The organism is Pedobacter borealis DSM 19626 (genome assembly GCF_000708285.2).
GTDB lineage: Bacteria > Bacteroidota > Bacteroidia > Sphingobacteriales > Sphingobacteriaceae > Pedobacter > Pedobacter borealis.
Window position 1 is genome coordinate 69,909 of the sequence record NZ_JAUG01000016.1, and the last position, 15,001, is coordinate 84,909.

18 protein-coding genes are annotated in these 15,001 nt (G+C 36.5%); 5 read left to right on the forward strand and 13 right to left on the reverse strand.

Going from position 1 to position 15,001, the window contains the following annotated elements:
- Positions 1-26: 26 nt before the first annotated feature.
- Both AW17_RS06860 and AW17_RS06865 read left to right on the forward strand, forming a co-directional pair.
- The gene (locus AW17_RS06860; RefSeq protein WP_029275385.1) at positions 27-452 is read left to right on the forward strand and encodes a VOC family protein; all 426 of its coding nucleotides are present in this window, start codon (positions 27-29) and stop codon (positions 450-452) included.
- Between the two features lie 54 nt (positions 453-506).
- The gene (locus tag AW17_RS06865; RefSeq protein ID WP_029275386.1) at positions 507-1,463 is read left to right on the forward strand and encodes a zinc dependent phospholipase C family protein; all 957 of its coding nucleotides are present in this window, start codon (positions 507-509) and stop codon (positions 1,461-1,463) included.
- On the opposite strand, the gene AW17_RS06870 is transcribed toward AW17_RS06865, so the two are convergent.
- The 7 genes from AW17_RS06870 to AW17_RS06900 all read right to left on the reverse strand — a co-directional run bounded on the left by AW17_RS06870 (position 1,464) and on the right by AW17_RS06900 (position 8,114).
- Entirely contained in the window at positions 1,464-2,150 is a 687-nt protein-coding gene (locus AW17_RS06870; RefSeq protein WP_029275387.1) for a DedA family protein, read from the reverse strand.
- 64 nt (positions 2,151-2,214) lie between these two features.
- Positions 2,215-2,931 carry a DUF4397 domain-containing protein gene (locus tag AW17_RS06875; RefSeq protein ID WP_029275388.1) on the reverse strand — a complete coding sequence of 239 codons (717 nt, stop codon included), beginning with the start codon at positions 2,929-2,931 and terminating at the stop codon, positions 2,215-2,217.
- A 59-nt stretch (positions 2,932-2,990) separates the two neighbouring features.
- Positions 2,991-3,668, reverse strand: coding sequence for a DUF4397 domain-containing protein (locus AW17_RS06880; RefSeq protein WP_029275389.1), 678 nt, complete (start codon positions 3,666-3,668; stop codon positions 2,991-2,993).
- Positions 3,669-3,754: 86 nt separating this feature from the next.
- Positions 3,755-4,879 carry a DNA polymerase III subunit beta gene (gene dnaN, locus AW17_RS06885; RefSeq protein WP_029275390.1) on the reverse strand — a complete coding sequence of 375 codons (1,125 nt, stop codon included), beginning with the start codon at positions 4,877-4,879 and terminating at the stop codon, positions 3,755-3,757.
- A gap of 33 nt (positions 4,880-4,912) precedes the next feature.
- The gene (gldG, locus tag AW17_RS06890) at positions 4,913-6,598 is read right to left on the reverse strand and encodes a gliding motility-associated ABC transporter substrate-binding protein GldG (protein ID WP_029275391.1); all 1,686 of its coding nucleotides are present in this window, start codon (positions 6,596-6,598) and stop codon (positions 4,913-4,915) included.
- Positions 6,598-7,323, reverse strand: coding sequence for a gliding motility-associated ABC transporter permease subunit GldF (gene gldF, locus AW17_RS06895; protein WP_029275392.1), 726 nt, complete (start codon positions 7,321-7,323; stop codon positions 6,598-6,600). The genes gldG and gldF overlap by 1 nt, the downstream gene beginning before the upstream one ends.
- A gap of 464 nt (positions 7,324-7,787) precedes the next feature.
- A complete protein-coding gene (locus AW17_RS06900; protein ID WP_051691672.1) occupies positions 7,788-8,114 on the reverse strand; it encodes a hypothetical protein in 327 nt (108 codons plus the stop codon).
- Positions 8,115-8,133: 19 nt separating this feature from the next.
- Between AW17_RS06900 and AW17_RS06905 the strand changes: the two genes are divergently transcribed.
- Positions 8,134-8,337 (forward strand): hypothetical protein, encoded by a 204-nt coding sequence (locus AW17_RS06905; RefSeq protein WP_051691673.1) that lies wholly within the window; start codon positions 8,134-8,136, stop codon positions 8,335-8,337.
- Here AW17_RS06905 and AW17_RS06910 read toward each other — a convergent pair.
- From AW17_RS06910 to AW17_RS06935, 6 genes are all read right to left on the reverse strand, one after another.
- Complete coding sequence (locus AW17_RS06910) at positions 8,334-9,041, reverse strand: ATP-binding cassette domain-containing protein (RefSeq protein ID WP_029275394.1); 708 nt, start codon at positions 9,039-9,041, stop codon at positions 8,334-8,336. The genes AW17_RS06905 and AW17_RS06910 overlap by 4 nt on opposite strands.
- Before the next feature lie 87 nt (positions 9,042-9,128).
- Positions 9,129-10,049, reverse strand: coding sequence for a glycerophosphodiester phosphodiesterase family protein (locus AW17_RS06915; protein WP_029275395.1), 921 nt, complete (start codon positions 10,047-10,049; stop codon positions 9,129-9,131).
- Between the two features lie 153 nt (positions 10,050-10,202).
- Positions 10,203-10,835 (reverse strand): response regulator transcription factor, encoded by a 633-nt coding sequence (locus tag AW17_RS06920; RefSeq protein ID WP_029275396.1) that lies wholly within the window; start codon positions 10,833-10,835, stop codon positions 10,203-10,205.
- Positions 10,832-11,617, reverse strand: coding sequence for a sensor histidine kinase (locus tag AW17_RS06925; RefSeq protein ID WP_029275397.1), 786 nt, complete (start codon positions 11,615-11,617; stop codon positions 10,832-10,834). The genes AW17_RS06920 and AW17_RS06925 overlap by 4 nt, the downstream gene beginning before the upstream one ends.
- Positions 11,596-12,243, reverse strand: coding sequence for a hypothetical protein (locus AW17_RS06930; RefSeq protein ID WP_029275398.1), 648 nt, complete (start codon positions 12,241-12,243; stop codon positions 11,596-11,598). The genes AW17_RS06925 and AW17_RS06930 overlap by 22 nt, the downstream gene beginning before the upstream one ends.
- Positions 12,244-12,255: 12 nt before the next feature.
- Positions 12,256-12,810, reverse strand: coding sequence for a hypothetical protein (locus tag AW17_RS06935; protein ID WP_051691674.1), 555 nt, complete (start codon positions 12,808-12,810; stop codon positions 12,256-12,258).
- A gap of 352 nt (positions 12,811-13,162) precedes the next feature.
- Here AW17_RS06935 and AW17_RS06940 point away from each other — a divergent pair, with 352 nt between their 5' ends.
- Both AW17_RS06940 and AW17_RS06945 read left to right on the forward strand, forming a co-directional pair.
- Entirely contained in the window at positions 13,163-14,584 is a 1,422-nt protein-coding gene (locus tag AW17_RS06940) for a S8 family peptidase (protein WP_083488643.1), read from the forward strand.
- Positions 14,581-14,784: a hypothetical protein gene (locus AW17_RS06945; protein ID WP_029275401.1), complete on the forward strand. Its 204-nt coding sequence runs from the start codon at positions 14,581-14,583 to the stop codon at positions 14,782-14,784. The genes AW17_RS06940 and AW17_RS06945 overlap by 4 nt, the downstream gene beginning before the upstream one ends.
- The last annotated feature ends 217 nt before the right edge of the window (positions 14,785-15,001 follow it).

The following is a 15,001-nucleotide window of genomic DNA, read 5'->3' on the forward strand; positions in this document are numbered from 1 at the left end:
GTGCTAACACAAAAAAATTATATAAAATGGCAAAACCACTTGTAACATGCCTTTGGTTTGACGGACAAGCCGAAGCAGCAGCAAAATACTATTGTACAGTTTTTAAAGATTCCAAAATTACACAAGTAACTCCTATGGTTGTTACTTTCGAATTAAACGGAAATAAATTTATGGGCCTTAATGGCGGTCCACAGTTTAAATTCGATGAAGCTATTTCCCTTATGGTAAACTGCGACAGTCAGGAAGAAATAGACTATTATTGGGATACTTTCTTAAATGACGGGGGCACAGAGAGCGTTTGCGGATGGCTAAAGGATAAATTCGGACTTTCATGGCAAATTGTTCCATCAAACATCGGTGAGCTAATGGCAACGCCCAAAAGAGCAAAAAGAGTAATGGACGCCGTTATGAAAATGAAAAAGCTTGATATGAAAAAAATGGAAGAGGCATAATTTTTAACTTCTACACCCTTTGAGTTACAAAGAAAATTGCTTATCTTAGGGTATATGAAAAGATTAACGATTTTAACCGCGTTAATCATCCCTATATTTCTTTGTACCTCTTGGGGGTTCTTTGCACATCAAAGGATAAACAACCTTGCTGTTTTCACTTTGCCTTCTGATATGATCGGTTTCTATAAAAAGAATATCAAATACATTACCGAACATGCCGTTGACCCAGATAAACGCAGGTATGCTGATACGCTCGAAGCGCCACGGCATTACCTCGATGTGGAGAACTATGAGAAAAATATTGATAGTATTCCCGAAAAATGGGATGATGCCTTAGCTAAGTATGGCAAAAAGAAATTAAGCACTGATGGTATTATCCCCTGGCAAATACAACGTAGTTATTATGGTTTAGTTAAAGCCTTTAAAATGCGTGATTCGGTAAAAATCCTAAAATATTCTGCAGACCTGGGCCATTACATTGGCGATGCTCACGTTCCTTTACATACTACCGCAAACCACAATGGTCAACTCACCAACCAGGTAGGTATACATGCCTTTTGGGAAAGCCGTTTACCCGAATTGTTTTCAACTCATTACAATTTTGTTGTTGGCAAAGCAGATTATATTAAAAACCCATTACAAGAAATCTGGAAAATACTTAAACACACGCACAGTTTGGTTGATACCGTATTAACTTTCGAAGCTGAACTGAATGCATCATTTCCTTCCGACAAAAAGTATAGCTTTTCTGAAAGGAATAATACTGTACTGAAACAATACGCTATGGCCTATTCAAAAGCTTACCATACTAAAATGAATAACATGGTAGAAAAGCAAATGCGTGCTGCCATATTAAAAACGGGATCATTCTGGTATTCTGCCTGGGTTGATGCGGGTCAGCCAGTACTTAAAAACCTGATTAAAACAGCATTATTACCTGATGAGAAAATAGAAAGTGAAGCGGTAGAAAGGAAATATCAAAATGGTTCCCTAATTGGTAGGGAACTATAATTATGCCTTTGTATCCTCTCCTTCAATAATTGCCTCAATCCTTTTAGGTTGAAAACGGCTTCTGATGGCTGCCCAGATGGCGGGAACAAAAGTTACCACAGCAATAAAAATAATAACCAGTTCGAAGTTGTTTTTAATTACCGGAATCTGTCCTAATAAATAACCGCCTAACAATAATGCAAATATCCAGGCTACGCCACCAATAATGTTATAATAGGTAAAACGACCGAAAGGCATTTTGGCTATTCCAGCTACAAATGGTGCAATGGTTCTGAAAATTGGCAAAAACCTACTCAACATAATGGCCTTACCACCATGTTTCTCAAAAAATTCGTGAGATTGATGATAATATTTAAGCTTCAAAATCTTATTTTTTTCTTTAAATACACCTGCGCCTAAAACACTCCCGAGTTTATAGTTAACTGTGTTTCCTAAAATTGCTGCTACTATTAGAATAATGAGCATGATCCAGATATTTAAACCAGTTTCATGTTCACCTGCAATTAAAGCGCCCATTGCAAAAAGCAACGAATCGCCAGGAAGGAACGGTGTTACCACAAAACCAGTTTCGGCAAAAATAATCAGGAATAAAATGAGGTAAGTCCAGGTACGGTATTCGTTAACAATTTCAGCTAAATGTACGTCTATATGAAGAATAAAATCTATAAGCTGCTGTAGTAGTTCCATTTATCTAATTTTCGGCAAAAGTATGAATATCAAAGGGATTAAATGCTAGTATATTGCAATAAAATTAGTTGGCTGGAACCAATCGCACTTGCAACTCTCCGAGCTTAGTTCCATCAAGCAAAACGGTATAAACTACTCCCTTTGAAATTGCTAGAGATTTTGAAGCAGTAGTGCTGGTTGCAAGCGAATCTAAAGTATTTAAAATTGGCTGAGTTGATATAGGCGTTGTTAGTGCAAAAGAAATCTTTGTTGCTTTGCTTACTTTGATGGTATGGCTCAGCCTATCACCATATTTCATTGTAAACTGAGGGAAAGCACCGCCATCATCTTTAACAATCACATCCGACCCTAAGGTATAACCAAGGTTTAAAAAGGTTAGTTTTACCGAATCCAAATTCTGTTTTACATCATCTTTAAAAACGGTTAGCTGAGGTGGACTGCTAGTTGTTTTTCTAGTATAGAAGACTGAATAATTAGCACCAATTTCAAACTTATAACTTGTGCTTGCCACATCTGTCCCTGTATTTATATTTTTAGAAGTGATTGCATACGTTGAATCTCCTGCAACAACAACATAATTACTATTTGATCCATAAGTTGTTGAAGCACCCGATTGGATACCATTTAAGAAAAAGTTTTGCGTAGTATCAGTTACTACAGACTGGAAATACCTCACTTTAGCATCACCTTCAATTAAATTATCGTTTTTGATGCATGAGCTGATTAAAACGGCAAGTATAAGAAGAAGAAATATTTTAGGAAACAATACTTTGTTTTTCATAATTAATCGCTGATGCTAATAAAACGTAAAGATAGCAGAAAGCATATTAAACTTTGAAATTAATTATCGGTAATGATATGTGCTTCTAAGGTTGCTGCTGTTGTGCCGCTAAACCAAATGGTATATATCTTTCCCCCTTCTAAAGCCGTACTTTGAATGGTTTTAACATTACCAGAACCCACTACTGTATATCTTAAATTAAATCCTGTATCTACTGCAAAATAGTTAGATGCCTCTTTAAAAGCCAATCCATTTACAAATTGGGTACCGCCTTGTACCATAACATTTATGCCAGTGGCAAAATTTGGCGTCAGATTAATTAGTTTGATTTTAGCTTTATCTGATTCTGTATTACTTAAATTATCTTCATAACTCACTATTTCCATCTCTCCTTTTTTATTGGTAACCAAAAAAGTAGTGTAAGTAATAGATGGTGTAAAGTTTAAAGCGGTATCAGTAGTTGTATTATTTGTGCCGGCATAAGAAACGTTTCTATTACCAGAAGGTATTTTTACATAATCGCTGGTTTCGCCAAAGGCTAAAGCAATAGTGGTTAGTTTTTCATTATCTAAATAAACATCCTGATGCACATCTGCCTGAGACGCATTGACCATTTTTACCTTGGCCTGGCCTTTTACTACTTCATCTGGATTGTCCTTTTTACAGGATGATAGGCCTATACTACATAAGACAGCGAGCAAAATCAGTGATTTCGAGAGATTGTTATAGATTTTCATTGGTTGTGTGAGTTGATTATAAACAAAAATGGCTCGGTCAAAAACCAAGCCACTTTGTTAATAAAACTAATAAATTAGTTTTTTTTTTAATAACTATTATTTAGCATCACAGGCATCACCAACATTAAAACGTCTTCATTTTCATCGTTGGTTTGTGGAATTAAAAGCCCCGCTCTGTTTGGTGTTGAAAGTTCTAAAGTAACTTCATCACCACTTAAATTACTCAACATTTCGATTAAAAAGCGTGCATTAAAGCCTATTTCGAGGTCTTCACCATCATATTGGCAGCTTAAACGCTCGTGTGCTTCATTAGCAAAATCTAAATCCTCTGAAGAGATATTTAATTCGCTTCCGCTAATTTTCAGTCTTACCTGATGTGTCGTTTTATTCGCAAAAATTACAACCCTGCGAAGCGTATTTAAAAACAAACTTCTGTCGATAATTAGTTTGTTAGGGTTATTGGTTGGAATTACCGCCTCATAATCTGGATAACGCTCGTCTATTAAACGACACACTAAATTGATATTTTCGAACTTAAAGAAAGCACTTGTTGCATTATAATCTACTGATACATTAATATCAGTTGAAGGTAAAGCAGCCTTCAAAAGGGTTAAAGCTTTTTTAGGGAGAATGAATGAGGTTGCTTTATCTGCCTTGCTATCCATACGGCGGTATCTCACCAATTTGTGTGCATCGGTAGCTACAAAGGTAATGTGCTGAGGAGATAACTGACAGAATACACCTGTCATAGCCGGGCGCAACTCATCGTTACTTACCGCAAAAATAGTTTTTGTAATGGCTTCAGTTAAAACAGACGCAGGTAAGTTTACAGAAGATGCGTTTTCCACTACTGGAATCTTCGGAAAATCATCACCATTTTCCCCACTTAATTTATACTTACCATCTCCCGCACTGATCTCGATCGCAAAAGTACTATCATCGATATTAAATGAGATAGGCTGATCTGGCAATGTTTTAAGCGTATCTAATAAAATTTTAGATGGAACAGCTACTTTACCTTCTTCCTTTGATTCTACAGCCAAAGCAGTTGTCATGCTGGTTTGCAGATCGGTAGCAGAGATAGTTAAGTTTCCATCTTTAATTTCGAAGAGAAAATTTTCTAATATAGGCAAAACCGTACTGCTGCTTGATGCACCATTTACGGTTTGTAAGTGTTTTAATAGAGTTGATGTGGATACAATAAATCTCATGATATTATTTAGTCTTCTTCAAAAATATAAAAATTATTTAGCGTACTTGTATTTGCGGTGATAATGTTGAAAAATCGCAAAGAATATTAACAATAGCAAGGGTGCCACCACATTTATAAATTGCCATTTCGTTTTTTCGAGCTTAATTTTGGCTTTATCCAACAATCTGATTTTTACTTCTTTATTTCGTAGCGCAATTAAGTTGTCGTTATCCGTAAAATAATCAACAATATTGAGCAATAATGCCTTATTACCAAAAGTACGCTGCGAATAACGGTCGAAACCTAGTGGAAAAGGCGTTCCATTTTGCTCCGATACCTGGTTTTTAAAAATATCGCCATCTCCTATCACAATCATTTTAGCCGGTTTACTTATACTTTCCAGGGTGTAAGGTTGCGTAACGGTAGCTGGTAAGGGGCGCCCGGCAAAAACCGATGGAAAATTACCTTCTAACATTAAACCAACATGCTGTGGTTTACTTTGGAAAGACCGTGGATCTAACTGTTCGCTCACCATTTGCAAGCTAAACAATTTCGGTACATTATACACTTTATTATAGCGAGATGTAGCTAAAATATACGATTTCTTTACGTCTTTAACACCAATAGTATCTACTGTACTAGGAAATTCAGATTTCACACCATCCAGCTTTTTCACAACGCTTTCTACAGTATCCGGTAATAAAATCGGGTAATAAATCCAGGGCACCAATTGCATCTGGTTCTGCCCGCCTACAACACCTGTAGAAACCGGAATCTCGGCACTGTTTGCCGGATCGGCAATAATATTATAATTAATCCTTGCACCATACATAAAAAGCATATCATCAAGGTTCAAATTGCTGTTAACTGCCATCTGCCTACTTTTTCCCCGCAAGCTATCCAATTCGGCACTTACCTGATCAATACTCCAAAGTACCCTCCCGCCGTTCATCACAAAATAATTGATTTTGTATTTCTCAGTCTCTGTAAAAGGTTTTTTGGGTTTGGCGATAATCAACATTTTCAATTTATCAAGCCCTGTTTTATCAATGCTATTTAAATCAATACGGCCAACCAGATAACTGCTAGATAGGGTGTGAATGGCATCAGCCAATTGTAAATCAGATAGTTCGCCATTTGATTCCGTGAATCCAATCCGAGGGTTATCACCCGAAAGTACTTTCTTTAAACTCGAAGTAAAAATATACTCCAGGTTTTCAATAGAGCGGTTTATATTGTCTTCGTAATTTCCGCGGGTATCTAAATTTTGAAAGAGTTTAATGGGAAATTCTTTCCCTTCACTTTCCATCATGGCCATCGGAAATACGAGCTTCTGCGTTAACCCACTTTCAGTTTTAACACTTAAATTGGTTGCTTCTATACCGCTTTCGTACAAATTATTGATTACTGTATCTTGATCGGCCTGACTAAGCCCTGCTAAAGGGTCAACAAAAACCACCTTAACTTCTGCTTTAGCGTAGGCCTGATCATCAGCTAAAATATCTGACACCGCAGCCTGCAACCTTTTAAAAGCAGGTGGTAACTCTCCCGCTAAAAATACAGTAATGATTACCGGTTTTTTATTGTGCTCCAATAAGGATTTCGTTTTATCACTTAAAGTAAAACGCTTATCGGCAGTAAAATCAAAACGATGAAAAGCATACTGACCCACGATATTTAAAATAATTAGCGCAGATATAACGATGATAGCATTAAGCCATTTATTCTTCCGCTTCATTATCGTTTCCCTCCTATTATTATTTTGGTGAACAATAAAAACAGCACAGAAAATGAAATAAAGTAAATTAGATCTCTGGTGTCTAAAACACCACGGCTTATCGAAGTATAATGTTGATTAATCCCCAAACTGCTGACGACGTTCTCCATACTTTGAAATGCAGCAAGCTGACTGCTGTAATCGAAGCCTAAAAAAGCGAATGCACATAAAGCAGCACTGATCACAAAAGCAATCACCTGATTTTTAGTCAATGCCGATGAGAAAATGCCCATGGACGTAAAGGCAGCACCCAATAAAAATAAACCGATATATGAGCCAATAACTGATCCGGAGTCGATATTTCCTTCAGGAAAACCCAGTTTTGAAATGCTGTAGTAATAAATTAATGTTGGAATTAGGGCAAAAAGTACCAGAACCAAACTTGCTAAATACTTTGCCACAACAATCTGCCAGATTTGGATGGGCCGGGTAATTAAAAGTTCATAGGTCCCCTCTCTCCGCTCTTCGGCAAAAGAGCGCATGGTAATAGCCGGAATAAGAAACATGAAAAGATAAGGCACTAAACTGAAAAAACCATCAAGTTCGGCATAACCATAATCAAGTACCGAGGTATCAGGAAAAAACCAGAGTAACAGGCCAGAAACCAATAGAAAAATGCCAATGGTAATATAAGCAACCATCGAACTTAAGAAACTGAATAACTCGCGTTTAAAAACTGCGTACATGTGCTATTAAAACGCCGAAGTTAACCATTTATTCCTGTAAATTTAAAAGGAATTGATTAAATGAATGTATTATCAAATCAGCAATATTTAAATTTTAAAAGAGGCCATATCATAAATTTCGAATTGTCATCCTGAGGGTTAATTAATTGTATAAAATCAATATAAATGACAGGAGAATTTTAAAGAGTTGAGTCGATTAGAAGTATCGTCATCTCGACCGTAGTGTTCCAAAGGAACTCCTTTGGAGGAGAGATCTTTTAACATAGATCCAAAGATCTCTCCGCTCCGCTTTGCTTCGGTCGAGATGACGATATTAAGATTCCCGCTGATTTACTGATTATTACATCCAATCTATCTTTATTCCATTCCGGAAAGTTGTAATCACACCGAAAAAGCACAAATAATTGTATGTTTATCACGAATTAATTGAATTAAAAACAATAATTTGTCCTCTTAATTACGAGTTATAATCCATATATATATGCAAATCTGATTCCAACAAAGCCTTTGGTATTTGTCTTATTTAAATCAGACAATTCATTTTTACCTGTCCATGCTTCATATCTTATCCCTAAATCGAGTTTATTTTCGCCAGATAGCTTAAATTGATTCCCTATACCAGGCGACCAAACAAATAACGTTTTTTGTCCATTATTTAATGGAAATGCCGCCCCTAACTGCCCTTCGGCGTAAAAACTTTCTCCCAGCTGATATTTCAACCCGGCTTTAACAGGTATATAAGTTAAATCCTGAACCTTAAAAAGCTGGTTTCGTTTACCAAAAAAATTCATAAAACCTCCGTTTAAGGATATGGCAAAATCAGCAGCTATTGGGAAATCAGCTTTTATTGATGCACCTAAACCTATTCCGGATAAATTAACGAAGTTTCCTGATGGCAAACCTATTTCGGCACCAATACCAATATTAGGGGTATTTTGGGCTTTCAATATAACAGGTGTTAAAAATAGAAGAACTATTAACGTGTTTTTTATTTTTTGGCAAAGCATGAATTAAGCAGTAAGTTTTCTGAAAATATCTTCTAATGATAGTTGATGGTGCATTTTTTTTAGGCCTTCGAGCGAATCTTTCGCTACGATTTTACCTTTGCTAATGATGATGATATCATCGCAAATGGCTTCAACCTCTTGCATAATGTGGGTAGAAATGACAACCGTTTTAGCTGCACCTAATGTTTTGATCAGCTGCCTGATATCAACCAATTGGTTCGGATCTAAACCGGATGTGGGCTCATCTAAAATTAAAACCGCTGGATTATGAATTATCGCCTGGGCCAAACCTACCCTTTGACGATACCCTTTGGATAGCATACCGATTTTTTTATGCTGCTCTGGTGTTAAGCCTACCATTTTGATAACTTCATCAATCCGTGTAGGTAAATTGGGAAGTTTATACGTTTGACCAACAAAATTTAAAAATTCCTTTACATACATATCCGCGTAAAGCGGCGTATTTTCAGGGAGGTAGCCAATATGCTTTTTAGCTTCAATGGCATCGTAAAGAATGCTTTTACCAGAAATTTCAGCCTCACCTGAGGTAGGTTCTAAATAACCGGTAAGCATACGCATGGTGGTAGATTTACCAGCTCCATTAGGCCCAAGAAAACCCAAAATACGGCCTGGTTTAGCTTCAAAGCTAATCGAATCGACCGCCTTTTGCTTATCGTAGTGTTTAGAAAGATTTTTAACTGAAATACTCATTTTATGTTTTTTACCACAGATTTGCAAAGATAAACACAGATTTCATAATTGATTAAACCGATCTGTGTTCATCCTTTCCATCTGTGGTTAATTTATGCGCGCTGAACTTAATTTCTTATTGTACCTAAACTTATCCAGTTCTTCTGATGCCTGCGGTAAATTATCGCCCGATAAAATATCTGCACCATTGTTAACCAAATGATAATAAACATTTTTTACCGGACTGGCAATGGCGCTTTTATCGATATTCCCCATAGTGCCTAAAATAGTGGTAATGCCTTTGTTGTGCAGGTATTGGTACAATTCTTTATCTGGAGCAGAAACACCAACAAAAGCGACAATACGGTTATTGGGAATGCCCAAATTATTTAAACGTTTTAATTCAGCCTTCTTTTGAACAGAGGCCGAAATCATGAGTTCGGGAGCCAATTGATGTACCTCCTTTGCCTGATCTGCAGTATAGGTAATGATTATTGAATTACTTTCTACTTTATATTGTCTTACCTTTTTGATCACTTTGGCATAAGAAACACCCTTTTTCAAATCGATGGTTAATAGAACTTTTCCTTTGCTCCAGCTCAATACACTATCTAAAGTTGGGATTTTAAATTTTGTTTCTTTGCCCTCATCGTCTTTAAGATTGAAAGCCTTTAATTCTTCGCAAGTATAATTGCCAATCGGCCCTTTTCCTGTCGACGTACGATCGAGCTGATCATCGTGCATAATCACCATCACCGAATCTTTACTGTAAGCAATGTCGAACTCGATAATTACTGGATTATAGGTAGTAGCATTATCGAAAGTTTCGATGCAGTTTTCAGGAAAACCAGGCATTGGACCTCCACGATGGGCACTGACTAATGGAAAACGGTTTTCTGGCGACCATTTTAAGAATTGATATAACTCCGTTGGTGTATTAAACTTAATATATTGATGGCTTTTTTCTTCTGATTTGCATGAGGTAAAAACCGCAACCATAACCAAAAACAGCAAATGATGGAATTTCATGCTTCAAAAGTAAGGTTAATTGGTTAATTGTTGAGGTGGTTAAATGGTTAATTGTTTAAATCGGTTAATTGCTTATTGCAACTATTAAACAATCCCCTTATCTTAAATGCCATATACAATTAACCAATTTATACAGTTTAACAATTAACCAAACTAAGCAAAGCCATTTTTGATGGCAAAAACAGCCAACCCTACCCTGGTTTTAAGTTCGAGTTTTTCGCATAACTGATCGCGATAGCTTTCAACAGTACGTGGGCTACAGAACATTTTATCGGCTATTTCCTTATAATTAAGCTCGGTAACGGTGTATTTTAAAAACTCTTTCTCCCGATCTGAAATTTTGATCTCAGCATCTTTGGTTTTATTTAGGCTGGAGAAAATGATTTTTGATGCCCAGTCAGGGTAAAAAAATCCGTTGATATTCAATTTTGTGAGCGCGTTTTCGAGCTCTACCGGATGCGCATTTTTTAACAGGTAACCTTTAGCACCGTTGCTAACCATTTTAATCACACTCTTTTCTTCACCCTGCATACTCAGGGCCATTACTTTTACCTCCGGATGGTGTGCAGTTACCCAGGTTACGGTTTCAAAACCATCCATAATGGGCATACTAATATCCAAAAGCAAAATATCGGGAATTTTATTGCTGTTTTCGAAGTTTTTAATCAGCTCTTTTCCGTTCTCACAAACATACATCACCTCAAATGCTGCAAAATTATCTATAATGCCCTGAAGTGCCTTTGCAATCAGGATATGATCATCAACAATAACTATAGTTTTTTTCATGCCGGGCCATTTAAAATAATAGTAAGTGTAGTGCCTAAATCGGGTTTGCTTTCTAAATTAAATTGTCCACCGATAATTTCGGCTCTTTTTTTCATGTTTTTTAATCCTATACCATCAGAAGTGATTTTACCATAATCAAATCCTACCCCATCATCCTGTATTTTTAACGTTAAAAAAGTTTCAGGAGAAGAATCTAACCGGATCATGATATTGCTGCAATGTGCATGTTTTAAGCTATTTTGAAGAAATTCTTGGGTTATCCTTAATAATACATTCTTTTTCACAAACTCCAGATCTATACTTTCGAAATTGTATTGAAAGGTTACCTTACATTTTTTCAAAGCATTGAGGTTGTTCACTTCTTCCTGTATTAAAGTTACAATTTCATTTTCACTTATATTATCGTTTGTTAAGTTTTTCGACAAACTCCTCAAGTCTTGCAACGATGAATTAATGATCTGATAAATCTGCTCAATTCTTTTACTTGCCTGAGGCACTTTGTTTTCGTGCACCAGTTGTTGGGTATAAAGACTCACCAATGTTAATTTCTGCCCGATATTATCGTGTAATTCACGGCCAATCTGCTGCATGGTGGCCTGTTGTATTTCTAACTGGGTAGTTAAAAGTTCCTTCTGGTGTATTTCGTTGGTGATTTTGATTTCATTCAGATATTCCCTTTTCCGTTCTTTATATTTTTTAATATAGACCATAATGGCGACTACAAAGAGCACGAAAAACAGGTTAAAAAGGATGATGGTAATTAAGAGCTCTGTTTTCCCCATATAAATGAAATTGAGAATAATACATACATTACAATCCCTGATACCAGAAAATAATCGAAATAAATATTCCAGATCTGGATATAAGCCCGCAATAACGAATAAAACGTAAGAAAAGGTAATGTACCGATATAGAATAAGGTTACGCCTAAATTAATATAAAACATTCTATTTTCTTGAAAGTTGAGAATGTTGATTGAGTTTACCTGATTATAATATTCTTTGATAACCAAAAACATTAAGAGTAAACATCCAAAAGTATAGCTAAAGGAAAAATATACTTTACTTTCCTTAAAGAATAATCTGCTGAGTATAAATGAAATTATGTACAACAAAGAGAGTATCCAAAATAGTCTTTTATCCTTAAATGATTTTACGGCATAAAGCCAGTAAAAAAAGATAAACTGGAAAGGGATAACGATGTAGTTATAATATTTAGTTTTTGAAAAGCTGATATATTCTCCTCCCCATTTCCCAATTACTTCACAGATAAAAATAGTGGTCAGATAATAGATAAAATACCTCCAATGCTGTCCCTTTAACCGTTTAAAATAGCAAAACGCAATCAATGCAGCCCCTCCTTCAATCCAGAGAAAAATGTCGCTCAGAAATTTCTGGAAGTCGCTCATTTCATTAAGATATTAATAAGTTTCTATTGCTGAATCGGCTGGTGGAATGGTTTGTCCATGGTTTTGAGCCATTACCTCACGCGATTGACTGTCACTACTATCCGAACTCATGGCCATTAAGGTAATGGGTTGCTCTTTTTCTCTTTCTTTTAGCGGGAAAGTAGTACGGTCTAAAGGGTTAAAGTCGTAATCCTGGTAACTTCCATCACTGCTCTTCTTCTTTAAAGTAGGAATCATAACAAGTGTATGTTTTTGGGCATAATTTTTTCCTATCGATTTCTCCTCCTCAAAACCATTCCATTCGTTGTCTTTTGGATAGGCAGCGTAATAGAAACGGATACCCAATGAACCATCAACAATGCGCGGATCTACTTTTTTACTAAAAAATTCGATATCAGCGATGAATTTTTTTAGGGTTTTTAAACCGAAAGAAACAGAATGGGCATCGTTTATTCCCAATACTTTATTAATTGCTGCTAAATGGTTGTTGCGGTAATTATCTACCATTTGTTGAATTATTACCGGATCCATCGTATTTGGACGTCCCCGCCTTTCATTTGTTTTCATAAGATCGATTAGTTTTAGTAACAGATAACATACTAGTGCCCCACATAAAAATACGATAGCATAGCTAGGTAGATGTTGCATTTCCATAATTTTTTGAGTTTTAATTAAAGTTAACTTTTATTCCCAAATGTGATAAAACTTTTATAGATAACAGATGGGGTTTTCCCCATATTTTATTGTTGTTTTTACCGCTTTTTATTTTGTTGCTTTCACCATTGATTTCTAGTGGTTTACCTAAGGTTTTTCTTCGCCAACTGTTTCAACTTTGGATTAGTGTTTAACAACAAAAAACACCAATGGGAATAAGCCGAAAATCCTGAATAGAGTAGGCAAAACTTAAAAAACTTAAACCATGTCAAAAACCTTGAAAAAAGAAGAAAAAGTAGAGTACACAGGAAGATACCTTGTACTACTACCAGAAGGATCCAACACCTCCGATTCTATTAACCAGATCAATTCTATTAGCGGACTGAACCTAAAAAGCTCTTTAGAATTTGAAAACGAGTTTTTCACAGATAAAGACCTCGCTAAAACTGATGGCATTGTACTAGACAAGCTGGGAATCGCTATCGTAAACGAAAAACCAAAAATTGAAAATTCAATCAGCAGTTTAGGCGAAAGTGAAATGATTGTAGAAAAGGAAAGGGTAGTTTATGCTATTGGAATGCTGGATGAAAGTACCCAAAATTATGTAGAGGGTTACAGAGATGCGGTAAACCAAATGACAAATGTATTGGTTGGAACCGAAACGGAAGATTACAACTATGAAGAGCAAGAATCGGAAGTAGAATCTGTTGGTGCTACCTGGGGATTAAAAGCAACCAATGTGGTACCAACCAGCTTTTTAAGGTATAACCCTTACAATGGTGCAGGCATTAAAGTAGCCATATTGGATACTGGTTTCGACTTTAACCACCCTGATTTTGCTGGCCGTCCTATTGTTCATCAAAGTTTTATTAGCGGCGAAAGTACACAGGATGGACATGGCCATGGCACACATTGTACAGGTACTGCCTGTGGTCCTTCTAGTTCGCCATCGGCAACAGAAAGATACGGTATTGCTTATGCCGCCAGTATTTATATCGGAAAAGTTTTAAGCAATGGTGGTTCTGGTGGAGATGGGGGCATTCTTGCCGGCATTAACTGGGCAATTGCCAACCGTTGTGATGTGGTAAGCATGTCGTTAAGAGGCTTTGTAACCGGAGCAGGCTATTCTGCTGTTTTTGAAACCGCTGCCGCCCGTGCTTTAGCACAAGGTACTTTAATTATTGCTGCTGCAGGAAACGATTCGGCAAGACCAGGCACTGTTAGACAGGTAATGCACCCTGCAAATTGCCCATCAATAATGGCTGTGGGTGCTGTAGATGTAAATATGAACGTAGCCGCTTTTTCTAACGGAGGCCTTTACCCAACTTATGGTGCTGTAGATATTGCTGCTCCAGGCGTTAATGTATATTCTTCTACAAAACTGCCTACTAAGTATGCAAGCTGGAACGGAACCAGTATGGCTACCCCACATGTTGCCGGTATTGCCGCACTATGGGCACAGGCATCGGGCCTGAGAGGAATTAATTTATGGAGAAAATTAACCTCAACTGCGAAAACGTTACCTTTACCTGGTAGAGATGTAGGTGCAGGATTGGTACAAGCGCCTACAAAAACAAGATTGATAAAATACCCAATTGATAGATTCCCGATTGATAAATTCCCAATTTTAGTTAATCCGAAATTCCCTATCGATCCAATTGGTCCAATTGAAAAAATTATAAGATGAAAACAAAATGGTTAATATCTGTAAAGGATAACACAATGGATTTAGTAGTTAAAGAACTCAAGGAAATCGGTGTTAAAGATATCGAGGCTTTAGATTCAATTGGTGTAATCGTAATTGTTCCGGGCAATCATAAAATTGCAGATATCAAAAAAATTGATGGTGTATTAAGTGTTGAAGAGGAAAGGGACATCAGCATTTAAGCCAACAAAAACCTAATCACTCTCTTAATTTTAAAAATCGGTGTGACATTTAGTTGCACCGATTTTTTTGCATCCTATGTCTAAACATTAATAGTTTCACATTTCTAGCCACCTAAACCTGATTGAAGCGAGCACGAGTGTAACGATTAAAGCGGAAAGCAGGAGCTCCGAAACCGATTAGCACGACTATTGCTTTCCTAATTATTTTGAACCATAT